Genomic DNA, 14,255 nt, shown 5'->3' on the forward strand with positions numbered 1-14,255 from the left:
GTGTGCATGCGGACGGTCGGCCGGTCAAACAGAAGGTGGCGCTTTCGACCATGTTTAGCCATGATCACTAAACACGCGGGCGGCCGCTGGCAGGGCGCTAAGCCCGGAGCGGCGCGCTTGAGCGGCTGCGCAACAGCCTGCGCTGCCCTGTTTAGTAAAACCCGGCTAAACTGTTTGCAAACCGGACCAATCGTTTGACCATGGGCTCATCGATATGCAAGACTCTCAGCATGAAAAGGCATCTGCCACTGGAGAAGCTTGTGATCCGTCCGACCCCCTATCCGAGCACCGCGCGCCCCCCGCAGGTCCGGCTCCGATGAGCGCCGCCAGCCCATCGAACGTCACCATCCGCGACATCGCCAAGTTTGCCGGCGTCTCGGCGGGGACGATTTCGCGCGCGCTCAAGAATGAGCCGGGCCTGACCGAAACCACGCGCCAGATGGTGCTGTCGGCCGCCCATGAACTGGGCTACGATTTTGCCAAGCTGCGGCGCAAGCGCATGCGGCGCCTGACCTTTTTGCTGCACCGCCAGCACAACACCGCCGCCAGCAGCCCGTTTTATTCGCCGGTGCTGCACGGGGCCGAGGAAGCCTGCCGCAAGCAGGGCATCGTGCTCTCGTTCATGGCGGTCGGTCCGGCCGATGGCGTGACCGAGCAGCTGCGCATGCATGCGCCGGACGCGATCGTGTGCGCCGGCTTTTTTGAACCCGAGCTGCTGGGCGCCCTGCGCGCGAGCGGCAAACCGCTGGTCCTGATCGACATGAAGCTGCGCGGTTACAGCTCGGTCAACCCGGACAATTTCATGGGCGGCTACCTGGCCACCAAACACCTGATCGACCTTGGGCGCACGCGCATCGGCATGATCTCGGGTTCCCTCGGCCACTACAGCGTGCGCGAACGGAACAAGGGCTACCGCCAGGCCCTGTTCGAGTCGGGCATGCTGGCCGACCCGCGCCTGGAAGCGAGCCTGCCGGAGGGCGTCGACCTTGAAACCGGGGCCTGCGAAGCGATGCAGTCGCTACTGGCCCTGCCCAATCCGCCGGACGCGGTGTTCTGCTACAACGACAGCGCCGCCCTGGTGGCGATGCGCTGCTGCCTGGCGGCCGGCCTGACGGTGCCGCACGACGTATCGATCGTGGGCTTTGACGACATCTCCAGCGCGGTGCTCGGGCACCGGCCCCTGACCACCCTGCGCATCGATAAAAAAGAGCTCGGCGCAATGGGCGTCGGGCTGCTGCTGCGCGACCAGCAGGACGAACCTGTCGAACAGGTCGCGCCGGTGGAACTGGTCGTGCGCGCCAGCACCGTGTGCGACGACTTCGGACCGCACAAATAGAGCGAACCTCCTTCACCGACTGACCAAGCTGTGTGCACGCGTGGCCTCCCGGCCCGCGTCCGTACGCTATCAACACCCTTTTTTGACAACGAGACTTGACGATGGCCCCCGATTTTCATTCGCGCGACACCCTGCTTGACCACATACGCCACACCAAACGCTTTTACGATCCGCGCTGCGTCGATCCGAGCGGCGGCTTCTATCACTTCTACAAGGATGACGGCACCGTCTACGACGCGCACACGCGCCACCTGGTGAGCAGCACGCGCTTCATCTTCAATCATGCGATGGCGTACCGCGAGTTCGGCGACCCGGCCGACGAGATGCGTCTTTTGCACGGGCTGGACTTCCTGCGCGCCGCGCACCGCAATCCGCTCACCGGCGGCTATTGCTGGCAGCTGCACTGGGCCGATGGCAAGGCCGAGGTGATGGACGCCACCAACCACTGCTACGGCCTGGCCTTCGTGCTGCTGGCATATTCGCACGCGCTGATGGCCGGCGTGGACGAGGCGCGCCTGCATATCGAAGAAACCTTCGCCCTGATGGAGCGCCGCTTCTGGGAGCCGCAGCACGGCCTGTACGCCGACGAAGCGAGCGCCGACTGGTCGCAACTGTCGGCCTACCGCGGCCAGAACGCCAATATGCACGCCTGCGAAGCCTTGCTCAGCGCTTTTGAAGCGACCGGCGAGAACGCCTACCTGCGCCGCGCCGAAACGCTGGCCTACAACGTCACCATGCGCCAGGCCGCGTTGTGCGACAACACCGTGTGGGAGCACTATCACGTCGACTGGTCGGTCGACCATGACTACAACCGTCACGACAGCACCAATATCTTCCGCCCCTGGGGCTTCCAGCCCGGCCACCTGACCGAGTGGAGCAAGCTGCTGCTGATCCTGGAGCGCCACAAGGCCCACCTGCTGGACGGAGCCCACTGGCTGCTGCCGCGCGCCTCCGCCCTGTTCCTGCAGGCGATGGACAAGGCCTGGGATGCGCAGCACGGCGGCATCTTCTACGGCTTCGCGCCGGACGGCAGCATTTGCGACGGCCACAAATACTTCTGGGTGCAGGCCGAAAGCCTGGCCGCGGCCGCGCTGCTGGGCGCGCGCACGGGCGACGCGGTGTACTGGGACTGGTACCAGCGCATCTGGGAATACAGCTGGACGCACTTCGTCGATCACCAGCATGGCGCCTGGTACCGCATTCTCAGCCCGGCCAACGCCAAGCTGACCGACCAGAAAAGCCCGGCCGGCAAGGTCGACTATCACACCATGGGCGCCTGCTACGAAGTGCTCAATGTACTGAAGGACTGACATGAACGCACCGATCTTTCCCGAGTTCGTGGCCGCCGGCGAAGCGCTGACCGACATGATCGCCGACCCCGGCCAGCAGCGCTGGAGCAGCCAGGTGGGCGGCTCGACCTGGAACGTGGCGCGTGCCATGGCGCGCCTGGGCGTGCCGAGCGCCTTCGCCGGCGCTGTCAGCTGCGACGTGTTCGGCGACCAGTTGTGGGACGCCAGCGTGGCGGCCGGGCTGGATGTGCGCTTCGTGCAGCGCGAGGCGCGCTCGCCGCTGCTGGCGATCGTATGCCAAGCCGACCCGCCCAGCTATTTTTTCGTGGGCGACGACAGCGCCGACCTGCACTTCGACGCGGCGCGCCTGCCGGACGGCTGGCGCGCGCACTGCAAGTGGGCGCACTTCGGCGGCATCAGCCTGGCGCGCGAGCCGCTCGCCGGCAAGCTGGTGGCGCTGGCAGCGTCCCTCAAGGCCGATGGCGTCAAGATCAGCTACGACCCTAACTTCCGCGCGCTGATGGACCAGCGCTACGACGCCACCTTGCAGCGCATGACGGCGCTGGCCGATGTGATCAAGGTGTCCGATGAAGACCTGGCCGGGCTGTTTCGCAGCACCGACCTTGAGAATGCGTTTGCCACCCTGCGCGGCTGGAATCCAGGCGCCACTTACCTGTACACGCGCGGCGCGCAAGGCGCTTCGCTGCACATCGGCGACGCAGCATGGGATGCTGCCCCGCCGCGTATTACCGTCGTCGACAGCGTCGGCGCGGGCGACGCCAGCATTGCGGCGCTGGCCTGGAGCTTCATGCACGAACCGCAGCGCGCGCCGCTCGATCACCTGCATTTCGCGGTGGCCGCCGGCGCGGCAGCCTGCCTGTCGGCGGGCGCGGCGCCGCCAGCACTGCAAACGGTCGAAGGTTTGTTGCAGCGTTAATGAGCGCCACCGCCGGCCGCGTTACAATGCATGACCGGTTCCCGAGAAAGCACCGCCCATGCCCGTCAACTACGCCAAGAGGCTCACCGCGCCAAGCCGCTCCAGCGACGCCAATGCGCACCTGGGCTACATGCTGGCGTTCGTGGCCGGCTCCATCAATGCCGGCGGCTTCCTGGCGGTGCACCGCTACACATCGCACATGACCGGCGTGGTCTCGGCCATGGCCGACGACCTGGTGCTGGGCGCGCACGCGCTGGTCCTGGGCGGACTGGGAGCGCTGCTCTCGTTCATGGCCGGCGCGGCCTGCACCGCCATCATGGTCAATTACGGCCGGCGCCGCGCGCTCCACGGCGAATATGCGCTGCCCCTGATGCTCGAAGCGGTCCTGCTGCTTTGCTTTGGCCTGCTCGGCATGCGCCTGGCCGATAGCGACGGCCTGTTCGCATCGGTGACGGTACTGCTGCTCAGTTTTATCATGGGACTGCAAAATGCCCTCATCACCAAACTGTCGCGCGCCGAAATCCGTACCACGCACATCACCGGCATCGTCACCGACATCGGCATTGAACTGGGCAAGATGATGTACCTGAACCGCCCGGCGCCCAGCCAGGCCGGACTGGCGCCGGTGGCGGGCGACCGCAAACGCCTGAAGGTGCTGTCCATGCTGGCCGCCTGCTTTTTTTTCGGCGGCGTGGCCGGCGCCTTCGGTTTCAGCCACTTGGGCTACGTGGCCACGGTGCCGCTGGCGCTGGCACTGATGACCCTGGCCATGCTGCCGCTGCTGGACGACGTTAAAAATATTGCAACAAAAAAACAGTAGTCCATCTCCGCCACGAAAAACAGCCCCGCATGTGCGGCTGATCAGAAGCCGGGGGCGTGCTCGTGGTAAGCTTCGACCCCGCACCGTGCCGTCATCCGGTCCGACTTCCCCGATAACAATACAAACTGCTTCATGGACATAACTTTCGCTCTTGCGCTTAAAGCCATCATCATGGGTCTGGTGGAAGGCTTCACCGAATTCCTTCCCATTTCCTCGACCGGCCACCTGATCCTCGCGGGCAGCCTGCTCGACTTCACCGACGAGAAAGCGAAAGTGTTCGAGATCGTCATCCAGGCCGGCGCCATCATGGCGGTGTGCTGGGAATACCGCGCGCGCATCGCATCGGTGATGAGCGGGCTGACATCCGACCCGAAGGCGCAAAAGTTCATGCTCAACCTGGTCGTCGCCTTCCTGCCGCTGGCGCTGCTCGGCCTCGCGCTGGGCAAGATGATCAAATCGGCCCTGTTCAAGCCCGTGCCGGTGGCGCTGGCCTTCATCATTGGCGGCATCATCATCTTGTGGGTGGAGCGCCGCAACAAGCTCAATCCTCCCGTGGTGCGGGTCGAGACGGTGGACGACATGACCGTGCTCGACGCCTTCAAGGTCGGCTGCGCCCAGGCCATGGCGCTCATTCCCGGCACCAGCCGCTCGGGTGCAACCATCATCGGCGCGATGATGTTCGGCCTGCCGCGCAAGGCCGCCACCGAATTCTCGTTCTTCCTCGCGATCCCGACCCTGCTGCTGGCCACCGCCTATTCGCTGGTCAAGGAACGCGCGCTGCTGTCGTCAAGCGACCTGCCGCTGTTCGGCATCGGCTCGATCGCAGCGTTCATCTCGGCCTTCCTGTGCGTGCGCTGGCTGCTGCGCTATATCAGCAGCCATGACTTCACCGTGTTCGCCTGGTACCGCATCGTGTTCGGCATCGTGGTGCTGGCAAGCTCGCACTACGGATGGGTCGTTTGGGCGGAATAATGGACCCCAGTATGGACCCCAGTATGGACCCCGGTCTCTCAGCACGCGCGCTCGACCAGCTGCAAACGGTCTTCGGCTATCCGGCTTTTCGCGGGCAGCAGAAGGAAATCGTCGAACACGTCGCCAGCGGCGGCGATGCGCTGGTGCTCATGCCGACCGGCGGCGGCAAGTCGCTGTGCTACCAGATTCCGGCGCTGCTGCGCGACGGCGTCGGCGTGGTGGTATCGCCCCTGATCGCGCTGATGCAGGACCAGGTCGACGCGCTGGCCGAAGTCGGCGTGCGCGCCGCGTTCCTCAATTCGACCCAGACCTACGAAGAATCGATGCGCATCGAACGGCTGGTGCGCACCGGCGAAATCGACCTGGTGTACGTGGCGCCCGAACGCCTGATGACGCAGCGCTGCCTGGACCTGTTCCAGGCCTCCAAAATCGCGCTGTTCGCCATCGACGAGGCGCACTGCGTGTCGCAGTGGGGGCATGACTTCCGCCCCGAGTACATCAAGCTGTCGATCCTGCACGAGCAATTTCCGGACGTGCCGCGCATTGCGCTGACCGCCACCGCCGACCAGCAGACCCGCGCCGAAATCGCGCTGCGCCTGCAACTGGGCGATGCGCGCCAGTTCGTGTCCTCGTTCGACCGCCCCAACATCCGTTACCAGATCGTCGAAAAGGCCAATGGGCGCAAGCAACTGCTCGACTTCATCACCACCGAGCATGGCAGCGATGCCGGCATCGTGTACTGCCTGTCGCGCAAGAAGGTCGAGGAAACCGCCGACTTCCTGAACGAAAACGGCATCCGCGCCCTGCCCTACCACGCCGGCATGGACTACCCCAAGCGCAGCGCCAACCAGTCCCGCTTCCTGCGCGAAGAAAGCATCGTGATGGTGGCGACCATCGCCTTCGGCATGGGCATCGACAAGCCGGACGTGCGCTTCGTGTGCCACCTGGATCTGCCGAAAAGCATCGAGGGCTACTACCAGGAGACCGGACGCGCGGGCCGCGACGGCATGCCGGCCAGCGCCTGGATGGCGTATGGCTTGCAGGACGTGGTGCTGCAGCGGCGCATGATCGACGAATCGGAAGCCGACGAAACCTTCAAGCGCGTGCTGTCGATGAAACTCGACGCCATGCTGGGCCTGTGCGAGACGCTCAGCTGCCGGCGCGTGCGCCTGCTCGAATACTTCGGCGAGCAATCCACCCCGTGCGGCAATTGCGATACCTGCCTGATTCCGCCGGTGTCTTTCGACGGCACGGTGCCGGTGCAAAAGCTGCTGTCGGCGATTTACCGGGTCGACCAGCGCTTTGCGGCCGGCCACGTGATCGACGTGCTGCGCGGGGTCGAGACGGACCGCATCAAGCAGTGGCACCACGATTCGCTATCGGTGTACGGCATCGGCGACGAACGCACCGAAGCGGAGTGGCGCGCCATTTTGCGCCAGGCCATCGCGCTCGGCCTGATCACGGTCGACCATGAAGTTTACAGTTCGCTCAAGCTGACCGACGCCGCGCGCCCGGTGCTCAAGGGCGGCCAGAAGGTGCAGCTGCGCCAGTACCAGAAGCCGGTCAAGCAGAAGCGTGCGCCGTCCGCCTCGTCCAAGGGGCATGTGGAGATGGACCTGTCCAAATCCGAACAGGCGATTTTCGAGAAGCTGCGCTGGTGGCGGGTCGAAACCGCGCGCGCCCACAACGTGCCAGCCTACGTGATCTTTGTCGATGCCACCCTGCGCGAAATCGCCAAGGCCAAGCCGACCTCGCTGCAGGAACTGCGCGGCGTGACCGGCGTGGGCGAGAAGAAGCTGGTTTCGTACGGCGACGAGATCGTCGCCATCATCATGGAAATGAGCTAGGCCACGGCCTGGCGGTAGCGTCCCGGCGGGGCGCCCACCGCCTTGCTGAAACGATGGCTGAAGTGGCTCAGGTCCGCGTAGCCGCAGGCGGCGGCAATCTGCTGCAAGGGCAGCTTGCCGGCCTTGAGCATGGCGCGCGCGCGTTCGATGCGGCGCTGCGCCACCCAGCCTGAGGGCGGCATCCCGAACGAGACACGGAACATGCGCGCCAGGTGAAACTCCGACATGCACGCCAGTTGCGCCAGTTCGCCCAGGGTGATCGGCTGCGCCAGGTGCTGCTCGATATAGTCGGCCAGGCGGCGCCTGACCAGCGGCGCCAGGCCGCCGCGCAGGCGCAGGTCGCGCCGCACGATGGCCTGCGAACGAAGCAGTTCGCTCAGCGCTTCGTGCGTGATCTCGTTGGCGCGCAGGAGCTCACCGGGATCTTCCCAGGACTGCCCCACCAGCGCCTCGCACAGCTGCACGATGCGGGGGTTTTCAAAGTAAGTGCGGTCGGCCAGGGTCAGCTCGCGCGGTTCGCGGTCCAGTTCCACCACGGCGCGCCGCGTGAAATGCTCGGGCATGAAGTAGACATGCAGCAGGCGCAGGTGGTCGCGCACCACCCATTGCGACTCGTGCCAGTCGGGCATGGAGCAGAGTTGCTGCGGCGCCCCGTAGCGCCCCGGCACGCCGGCGCGCTCGGTACGGTAGCCGCCGCCCAGGTAGCACGACAGGGTGTGGTGGCCCGGCTGCACATAACTGGTGAGTTCCTCCACGGTTTCGCGTTTCCAGATCGCCGCCGCCATGCCGTCGCCCAGCCACGCGAAGCGTTCCAGCGTGGCATTGGTGCCGCTCATGGTGTTGAAGACGGCGTGCGAAATAGGCAGTGGGCGTGAATGCATGCTGAAAAGTCTAGCATGGCATGCCCGCCGCTGCCGGCGGCCGGCCCAAAGTGCGCAAGATCAGACAAGTCGCATCATGCATGCCGGTTCAAGATGGGGCCATGAATATCTTCCTCTACTTTCTCACCGTCGCGATCTGGGGTACCACCTGGATCGCCATTACCTTTCAACTTGGCGTGGTGCCGGCGCCGGTATCGATCGCCTACCGCTTCTGGATCGCCAGCGCGGTACTGATGCTGTTCTTGATCGCCACCCGCAAACCCATCTGGCCGCCACGCAGCGCCTGGCGCTATCTGCTGGCCCAGGGCCTGGCCCTGTTCTGCTGTAATTTCCTGTGCTTTTATTACGCCAGCCAGTGGGTGCCGAGCGGTTTGGTGGCGGTGGTGTTTTCGACCGCGCCGATCTGGAATGCGATCAATGGCCGCGTCTTCATGGGGCGCCCGATCCGGCGCCAGGTGGTGGGCGGCGCGCTGCTCGGCCTCGCCGGCATCGCCCTGCTGTTCCTGCCGCAGATGCGTGGACACTGGAACGACAGCGGCATGCTGTTTGGCCTGGCCCTGGCGCTGCTGGGCACCGTGTGTTTCTCGACCGGGAACCTGCTGTCCTCGCGCATGCAGGCGCTTGGCCTGACGCCCTGGCTGACCAATACCTGGGCCATGCTGATCGGCGCCACCATCCTCGGTGGCGGCGCGTGGCTGCTGAAGATGCCCTTCGCGCTCGAACCGAGCATGCGCTACGCCACTTCGTTGTTGTACCTGGCCATTCCCGGCTCGGTGGTCGGGTTTACCGCCTACCTGCTGCTGGTGGGACGCATCGGCCCTGACCGCGCGGCCTATTCGACGGTGCTGTTCCCGGTGGTGGCGCTGAGCGTGTCCACGGTCCTTGAGGGTTACCAGTGGAGCGCCCTCGCTGTATGTGGCCTGCTGCTGGTCCTGGGCGGGAACCTGCTGGCGTTCATGCCGGCTGGCGCGCGCTTATCCAGGTCGCCCGGTGCCACAAGTGTTCGAGCGGCCCCTGGGCGTGGCGCCTGAGCCACCACGCGCAGAACGCGCACTGCAGCGCCGCCAGCAAGGTGCCGATCAAGAGGCACAGGGTGGCGCCGGTGACCTTGTATAGCCCCAGCCCGAAGCCATAGTAGATAAACGAGCCGATCACCGATTGCGTGAAGTAGCTGGTCAGGCTCATTCTGCCCAGTGGCGCCAGCACGCGCAGCGCGCGCGTCGCCGCACCGCCCTGGTACAGCAGCACGAAGCACGCCACCAGCACCAGCATGAACGCAAAGTTCGACCATGAGGCGACGATGGTGGCCAGGGGCCGGCGCAGCGCAATGCTGGCCACCCAGTCGGGCAGCAGCGTGCGGATGGTGTACAGCGGCAGGAACAGCAGCGTGGCGGTGGCCAGCGTGCGGCGCCAGAAGCGCAAGCTGTCCGGGCCTGCCACGAACAAGCCGCGCCGCCCGGCCAGCATGCCGAGCATGAACAGCGACAGGATCTGGAACACGCGGCCGTTTTCCCAGCTCCAGTGAAGCACCGCCAGCTTGCCGTTGGTCAGGTTGCCGGCCCAGGCGCGCAGGACCGAGTCGCCCATCAGGTACTCGTTGATCCGTCCAAAATACCGCCACGAGGCCGGGTCGCCGATGTTCACATCCGGATGGCGCAGGGCGTCGGCCAGCACCAGCGACTCGTAGGGCTGCAGCAGCAGGATGGCGGCCAGCGCCAGCACCGCGCCATCGCCCAGGCGCGCCACCGGCAGCAGGCACAGGCCGAGCACCGCGTAGATGGTGAGGATATCGCCGTGGAAGAACATCGAATTGAGCATGCCGAAGCCGAACAGGATCAGCAGGCGCCAGCCGTAGCGCGCGCCGAAATCCTCGCCGCGTTCCTTGCGCGCCTGCGACTGCAGGTGGAAGTTCAGGCCGAACAGCAGCGCGAAGATGGCGTACGATTTGCCGCCGAAGAGGAAGAAGGCGCACTCCCAGACAAGCTTGTCGAGGACGGCCAGCCAGGCCGGCGAATCGGGTACGACGTAGTACAGGTCGAAGTGCTCGATGTTATGGAGCAGCATGATCGAGACGATGGCAAAGCCGCGCAATGCGTCGATCACGTCCAGGCGCTGTGCCGTTGATCCCATCGCATTGACTCCTCGTGAAGAAGCGTACCAGAAAATCGTATTCTAGTTGGGAACGCTACCACTTTGGAAAAAATACGCGCCGATGCAGCCTGCATGGCCGCATCGCCCGAGGTAAGCCCACTGTCAGCTTATTTTTTGGTGAACACCAGGTCCCAGACACCGTGACCGAGCTTGATGCCGCGGTTTTCAAACTTGGTCAGGGGACGGTAGGCCGGCTGCGGCGCGTAGCCTTCGGCCGTGTTTTGCAGCAGCGGCTCGGCGCCCAGCACGTCGAGCATCTGGACCGCGTAGTCTTCCCAGTCGGTGGCGCAGTGCAGATAGCCGCCAGGCGCAAGGCGCTCGGCCAGCAGCTTGACAAACGGCGGCTGCAGCAGGCGGCGCTTGTTGTGGCGCGCCTTGTGCCACGGGTCCGGAAAGAACACGTGCACGCCGGCCAGCGATCCGGCCGGGATCATCTGGTTGAGCACTTCGACGGCATCGTGCTGGATCAGGCGCAGGTTGGTCAGGCCCTGCTCGCCGATCTGCTTGAGCAGGCTGCCCACGCCGGGCGTGTGCACTTCGACGCCGATGAAGTCCTTCTCCGGCATGCCCTTGGCGATGTGCGAGGTGGTGTCGCCCATGCCGAAGCCGATTTCGAGGATCACCGGGGCGCGGCGGCCGAAGGCTTGTTCAAAGTCGAGCGGCGCCTTGGCGTATTCAACCAGGAACTTCGGTCCCAGCTCTTCCAGCGCGCGCGCCTGCGCGATCGACAGGCGGCCGGCGCGCGTGACAAAACTGCGAATCCGGTGTTCGGTCGGGTCGTACAACATCGGGCGGTTCGGGGTATCTGCGGACATGGGGATGGATGAGGAAAAAAAGCCGGGACGGCATTATATCGTACCTGCTCCCCCTTACCGGCGGCAGGCGCCGGCACGGGGGAAACAGGAGGCGCCGGAGCGGCTAGTCCCGTTTGCCATCGAGGCGTTCCATGCGCGAGATGCCGGCCGACAGGTAGCGCTCCAGCACGCGCGAGCCGCCGTAGGCCGCAATGGTGATGCAGCCCGGCTGCAGCAGGAGCGGAATTTCCTGCCACGCGCACAGCGAGTACGTTACCAGGCCAGCCACCAGGGAGATCAGGATATCCTTGGCGATTTCCAGCGGCAGCGACTTGATCACCACCTCGGGACTGGCAATCTTTTGCAGCGTGCCGGCCGCGCCGCCGACCAGGGACAGCGTGATGGCGACGGCGACGCCATCGAGCGGGATGCTCGACAGGTCGCTGGCGAAGCTGGTGGCGGCGGCCGCCGCACTGGTATCCCACGAGGCGAGCAGCCAGGTCCAGCAAAGCCGGGGTTTCAAGTGCAGAAAGGTGCGCATAGTACCTCCTTCAAGCGCTGGTGGGCATCGGAGAGCGTCAGCGCCAACAGGGCTCCGGCGTTCCAGAAAAACGTCAATCAGGCGGCGCGCGGCGCGCTGGACAGGATGCGGACGTGACTGTCCCGGTGCGGCGGACAGGCCGCCGGCAATCGTGGTCTTGCTCATAGGTGCCTCAGGTCAGGTCAACGGTCCGCTTGCGCGGGCGAGAGGGCATTTCAGCGCGTGCAGGGCGCAGATGGCGTGAAAGGTGGCGATTTTGCAGTCCGCCTGGCCATTCAGGATGCGGCTGACGGTCGGCTGTGTGGTGCCCAGCGCCGTCGCCATGCGCATCTCCGTCCACCCGCTTGCGTCCTTGATTTCCCGTAACAGGGTGGAGATGTCTTTTTCCATGTACACAGTCTATACGCGCTCGGATAGATTTTCAACAAGAGCACGCTACAGTTTTGAAAAAATCTATTCATCCATGTATAATTGGTTCATGACTATTTCAGACCGCCTGACACAAGCGATGGAAGAAGCCGGTTTCCAGTCGCAGAGCGCCTTGTCGCGCGCCTCCGGCGTGCCGCAGCCGACCATTAACCGCATCCTCAACCGCAGCGGCACGCGCGGTCCGGAAGCGGCTACCCTGGCGGCGCTGGCGGCGGCCTGCAAGGTAGCGTTCGAGTGGCTGCACGAAGGCACGGGGCCGATGGCGCGCCGCGCCGCCGGGGCCGATGGCCTGCCCCGGGAAATGCAGCCGGTCATCGTGGCGGAAGCCGGCGATCCGCGCTTCGTGCAGATCAAGATGGTGACCTTGCGCCTGTCGGCCGGCATCAGCGGTTTTCAGTCCGATCCCGGGCACGATAGCGGTGCCACCCTGCCGCTCGACGCCGGCTGGGTGGGGCGCAACAACTATATTGCGGAACGCCTGGTGGCCACGCGTGTCAAAGGACAGAGCATGGAGCCGACCTTGTACGAGGGCGATATCATCGTGATCAACACGGCCGACAACCGGCCGGTCGATGGCGTGGTGTTCGCCGTCAATTACGAGGGCGAGGCAGTGGTGAAGCGGCTCTCGCGCGATGCGGGGGAATGGTGGCTGGAATCCGATAATTCCGACAAGCGCAAGTATCACCGCAAGGTGTGCCGGGGCAGCGACTGCATTATCGTGGGGCGCGTGGTGCGCAAGGAGAGTGACCGGATCTGATGCACGGGCCGAACCGGCTTGGGCGCGAGGCGATACACATGAATCTGCCAGTGATCATCGACACGGCGACGCATGTCGATGGATTCATCGTCGGCATGACTTCATGCGATGGCATGACGGAGGCAACACTTGAGGATATGGAAGGCCAGCCGGTGCGATGCCAGTTACGCGATGGCGTGCAGGCGGCAATCGCGCTGCTTGATTGGTCGATGCCGGTGCGCGTTCATGGCCTTGGACGATGGCGACGTGAACACGATGGCAGGTGGCAGCTGGAACTTGTCCGTGTCGCCGGCTGGGCAGCGGTGGATGAAGCAGCACCTGATGAAGTGCTCGCCGTCTTGATGTCGCCAGAGAATGGTTGGGCAAAGTTGCCGAACCCACAGGAAGAGTGGCGCGAGTGAAGAGGCCCGGATTGAAACTATGTCACGGAAATCCACCTGATGGCACCTTGCCGCAGATGCCAGGCGAATCACGGCGCCCCGCCGCTGACACAGACCGGCCGGGCATCCAATGAAGTCGGCCTGCATTTCCGTAGGCGGCTCCCTGCTGGCGATCGTGCTGGTCGATTCAGCCGACACGCTGCCCGAGCGCGGGCCGACGCTGCTGGTGCGCTTGCAGCCCTATTTTCCGGCCTTGCCGATCATGCTGGTGTCGATCGAGGACAACGGCTTTCGCGCCTTTGCCACGTTCCAGACGAGCGAGCTGCTTGCCCTCGTGCAGCTCGAAAACGTCAATTTTGTCGAGGTCGATTTCAATGCCGGGCCTGCGGATGCAGGGACGCTCCCTTTCTGATCCGCCATGGCGCACGCCCGTTTCAAGGGTGATCGTCGATCCATCAACACGTGGCAAAGTCTATGCGGAGATGGATAATCGTAAACCGGCCTCAATTTTGTGTGGCTTAACTACGTACTTGAGATAACGCTCGAATTTCCGCTACCGGATCCGTGGGCTTGCAAACGGTTCGGCAAACCGCCATACGAGCCGCCGTTACTTTGTTGCGCTGGGAATGGGGGCGTGTCGGCAGCAAGTCGGAGCTGTGGGTTGCCGCGGGGGGTCATTGGAGCGGGTGAAGGGAATCGAACCCTCGTCGTAAGCTTGGGAAGCTTCTGCTCTACCATTGAGCTACACCCGCGTGCAGCCGTATTCTACGCGGGTTTCACGCTGTTTGACAAATTTCCGGCACGGCAAGTGTGATGGAAAATGGGATGGCCGCTTCCGCCGAGGTGTGATGGCTTGCACCACCAAAATTCCGTACATTCAATCAATAAGATACGACTTAAAGCGCAGCTAACATTTCTGTGAAAATCAGTTGGCGTTTGAGCCGGTCAGCGGTGACTTCGCCAAGCCCATTGCAGATCCCAACCACTTTATTGAAGACATCGGTAGCTGGCTGGCCATGTTGCCCCATCACTTCAATCACTCGCTTCGCGGCTTTCTCGGTGTCTTTTGAATTCAAAGGTATAACATTATTACCTACCAATATCGCCCGCACTAAGGGTAA

The 14,255-nt window shown here is 64.2% G+C and carries 15 protein-coding genes, 1 tRNA gene and 1 pseudogene; 10 read left to right on the forward strand and 7 right to left on the reverse strand.

Annotated elements, in window-relative coordinates; genetic code table 11:
- Positions 1-316 precede the first annotated feature (316 nt).
- The 6 genes from PO883_RS08920 to recQ all read left to right on the forward strand — a co-directional run bounded on the left by PO883_RS08920 (position 317) and on the right by recQ (position 7,201).
- Positions 317-1,336, forward strand: a complete 1,020-nt coding sequence (locus tag PO883_RS08920) for a LacI family DNA-binding transcriptional regulator (protein WP_289309439.1) — start codon at positions 317-319, stop codon at positions 1,334-1,336.
- 101 nt (positions 1,337-1,437) lie between these two features.
- Positions 1,438-2,646: an AGE family epimerase/isomerase gene (locus PO883_RS08925; RefSeq protein ID WP_289309440.1), complete on the forward strand. Its 1,209-nt coding sequence runs from the start codon at positions 1,438-1,440 to the stop codon at positions 2,644-2,646.
- Position 2,647: 1 nt separating this feature from the next.
- Positions 2,648-3,562, forward strand: a complete 915-nt coding sequence (locus PO883_RS08930; protein ID WP_289309441.1) for a carbohydrate kinase — start codon at positions 2,648-2,650, stop codon at positions 3,560-3,562.
- Between the two features lie 58 nt (positions 3,563-3,620).
- Positions 3,621-4,382, forward strand: a complete 762-nt coding sequence (locus PO883_RS08935) for a YoaK family protein (protein ID WP_289309442.1) — start codon at positions 3,621-3,623, stop codon at positions 4,380-4,382.
- Positions 4,383-4,520: 138 nt separating this feature from the next.
- A complete protein-coding gene (locus PO883_RS08940; protein ID WP_289309455.1) occupies positions 4,521-5,354 on the forward strand; it encodes an undecaprenyl-diphosphate phosphatase in 834 nt (277 codons plus the stop codon).
- Between the two features lie 23 nt (positions 5,355-5,377).
- Positions 5,378-7,201 (forward strand): DNA helicase RecQ, encoded by a 1,824-nt coding sequence (recQ, locus tag PO883_RS08945; RefSeq protein ID WP_289309443.1) that lies wholly within the window; start codon positions 5,378-5,380, stop codon positions 7,199-7,201.
- Here the strand turns inward: recQ and PO883_RS08950 are convergent.
- Positions 7,198-8,082 carry an AraC family transcriptional regulator gene (locus tag PO883_RS08950; RefSeq protein WP_289309444.1) on the reverse strand — a complete coding sequence of 295 codons (885 nt, stop codon included), beginning with the start codon at positions 8,080-8,082 and terminating at the stop codon, positions 7,198-7,200. The two genes, recQ and PO883_RS08950, sit on opposite strands and share 4 nt — an antisense overlap.
- A gap of 101 nt (positions 8,083-8,183) precedes the next feature.
- Here PO883_RS08950 and PO883_RS08955 point away from each other — a divergent pair, with 101 nt between their 5' ends.
- The gene (locus PO883_RS08955; RefSeq protein WP_289309445.1) at positions 8,184-9,113 is read left to right on the forward strand and encodes a DMT family transporter; all 930 of its coding nucleotides are present in this window, start codon (positions 8,184-8,186) and stop codon (positions 9,111-9,113) included.
- On the opposite strand, the gene PO883_RS08960 is transcribed toward PO883_RS08955, so the two are convergent.
- The 4 genes from PO883_RS08960 to PO883_RS08975 all read right to left on the reverse strand — a co-directional run bounded on the left by PO883_RS08960 (position 9,037) and on the right by PO883_RS08975 (position 11,958).
- On the reverse strand, positions 9,037-10,212 hold the full coding sequence (locus PO883_RS08960) for a DUF418 domain-containing protein (RefSeq protein WP_289309446.1): 1,176 nt from the start codon (positions 10,210-10,212) through the stop codon (positions 9,037-9,039). The genes PO883_RS08955 and PO883_RS08960 overlap by 77 nt on opposite strands.
- Positions 10,213-10,340: 128 nt before the next feature.
- Complete coding sequence (trmB, locus tag PO883_RS08965; protein ID WP_289309456.1) at positions 10,341-11,021, reverse strand: tRNA (guanosine(46)-N7)-methyltransferase TrmB; 681 nt, start codon at positions 11,019-11,021, stop codon at positions 10,341-10,343.
- 130 nt (positions 11,022-11,151) lie between these two features.
- Positions 11,152-11,568 carry a phage holin family protein gene (locus PO883_RS08970; protein WP_289309447.1) on the reverse strand — a complete coding sequence of 139 codons (417 nt, stop codon included), beginning with the start codon at positions 11,566-11,568 and terminating at the stop codon, positions 11,152-11,154.
- A 177-nt stretch (positions 11,569-11,745) separates the two neighbouring features.
- Positions 11,746-11,958, reverse strand: a complete 213-nt coding sequence (locus tag PO883_RS08975) for a helix-turn-helix transcriptional regulator (RefSeq protein ID WP_289309448.1) — start codon at positions 11,956-11,958, stop codon at positions 11,746-11,748.
- A gap of 88 nt (positions 11,959-12,046) precedes the next feature.
- Here PO883_RS08975 and PO883_RS08980 point away from each other — a divergent pair, with 88 nt between their 5' ends.
- The 3 genes from PO883_RS08980 to PO883_RS08990 all read left to right on the forward strand — a co-directional run bounded on the left by PO883_RS08980 (position 12,047) and on the right by PO883_RS08990 (position 13,546).
- The gene (locus PO883_RS08980) at positions 12,047-12,754 is read left to right on the forward strand and encodes a LexA family transcriptional regulator (protein WP_289309449.1); all 708 of its coding nucleotides are present in this window, start codon (positions 12,047-12,049) and stop codon (positions 12,752-12,754) included.
- A 38-nt stretch (positions 12,755-12,792) separates the two neighbouring features.
- Positions 12,793-13,155: a hypothetical protein gene (locus tag PO883_RS08985; protein ID WP_289309450.1), complete on the forward strand. Its 363-nt coding sequence runs from the start codon at positions 12,793-12,795 to the stop codon at positions 13,153-13,155.
- Positions 13,156-13,264: 109 nt separating this feature from the next.
- Positions 13,265-13,546 carry a hypothetical protein gene (locus tag PO883_RS08990; protein ID WP_289309451.1) on the forward strand — a complete coding sequence of 94 codons (282 nt, stop codon included), beginning with the start codon at positions 13,265-13,267 and terminating at the stop codon, positions 13,544-13,546.
- A gap of 266 nt (positions 13,547-13,812) precedes the next feature.
- Here the strand turns inward: PO883_RS08990 and PO883_RS08995 are convergent.
- Together PO883_RS08995 and PO883_RS09000 are read right to left on the reverse strand one after the other, a co-directional pair.
- Positions 13,813-13,886: transfer RNA gene (locus PO883_RS08995), tRNA-Gly, on the reverse strand.
- 144 nt (positions 13,887-14,030) lie between these two features.
- Positions 14,031-14,255, reverse strand: a pseudogene (locus PO883_RS09000) (AIPR family protein); the annotation flags it as partial.

Origin of the sequence: Massilia sp. DJPM01, assembly GCF_030348125.1 — a bacterium.
In the GTDB taxonomy this organism is placed as follows: domain Bacteria; phylum Pseudomonadota; class Gammaproteobacteria; order Burkholderiales; family Burkholderiaceae_D; genus Telluria_A; species Telluria_A frigida.

Coding starts and splice junctions, on each gene's coding strand:
- PO883_RS08920 (WP_289309439.1), top strand. CDS start 317: ATGAGCGCCGCCAGCCCATCGAACGTCACCATCCGCGACATCGCCAAG.
- PO883_RS08925 (WP_289309440.1), top strand. CDS start 1,438: ATGGCCCCCGATTTTCATTCGCGCGACACCCTGCTTGACCACATACGC.
- PO883_RS08930 (WP_289309441.1), top strand. CDS start 2,648: ATGAACGCACCGATCTTTCCCGAGTTCGTGGCCGCCGGCGAAGCGCTG.
- PO883_RS08935 (WP_289309442.1), top strand. CDS start 3,621: ATGCCCGTCAACTACGCCAAGAGGCTCACCGCGCCAAGCCGCTCCAGC.
- recQ (WP_289309443.1), top strand. CDS start 5,378: ATGGACCCCGGTCTCTCAGCACGCGCGCTCGACCAGCTGCAAACGGTC.
- PO883_RS08950 (WP_289309444.1), bottom strand. CDS start 8,082: ATGCATTCACGCCCACTGCCTATTTCGCACGCCGTCTTCAACACCATG.
- PO883_RS08955 (WP_289309445.1), top strand. CDS start 8,184: ATGAATATCTTCCTCTACTTTCTCACCGTCGCGATCTGGGGTACCACC.
- PO883_RS08960 (WP_289309446.1), bottom strand. CDS start 10,212: ATGGGATCAACGGCACAGCGCCTGGACGTGATCGACGCATTGCGCGGC.
- trmB (WP_289309456.1), bottom strand. CDS start 11,021: ATGTTGTACGACCCGACCGAACACCGGATTCGCAGTTTTGTCACGCGC.
- PO883_RS08970 (WP_289309447.1), bottom strand. CDS start 11,568: ATGCGCACCTTTCTGCACTTGAAACCCCGGCTTTGCTGGACCTGGCTG.
- PO883_RS08975 (WP_289309448.1), bottom strand. CDS start 11,958: ATGGAAAAAGACATCTCCACCCTGTTACGGGAAATCAAGGACGCAAGC.
- PO883_RS08980 (WP_289309449.1), top strand. CDS start 12,047: ATGACTATTTCAGACCGCCTGACACAAGCGATGGAAGAAGCCGGTTTC.
- PO883_RS08985 (WP_289309450.1), top strand. CDS start 12,793: ATGAATCTGCCAGTGATCATCGACACGGCGACGCATGTCGATGGATTC.
- PO883_RS08990 (WP_289309451.1), top strand. CDS start 13,265: ATGAAGTCGGCCTGCATTTCCGTAGGCGGCTCCCTGCTGGCGATCGTG.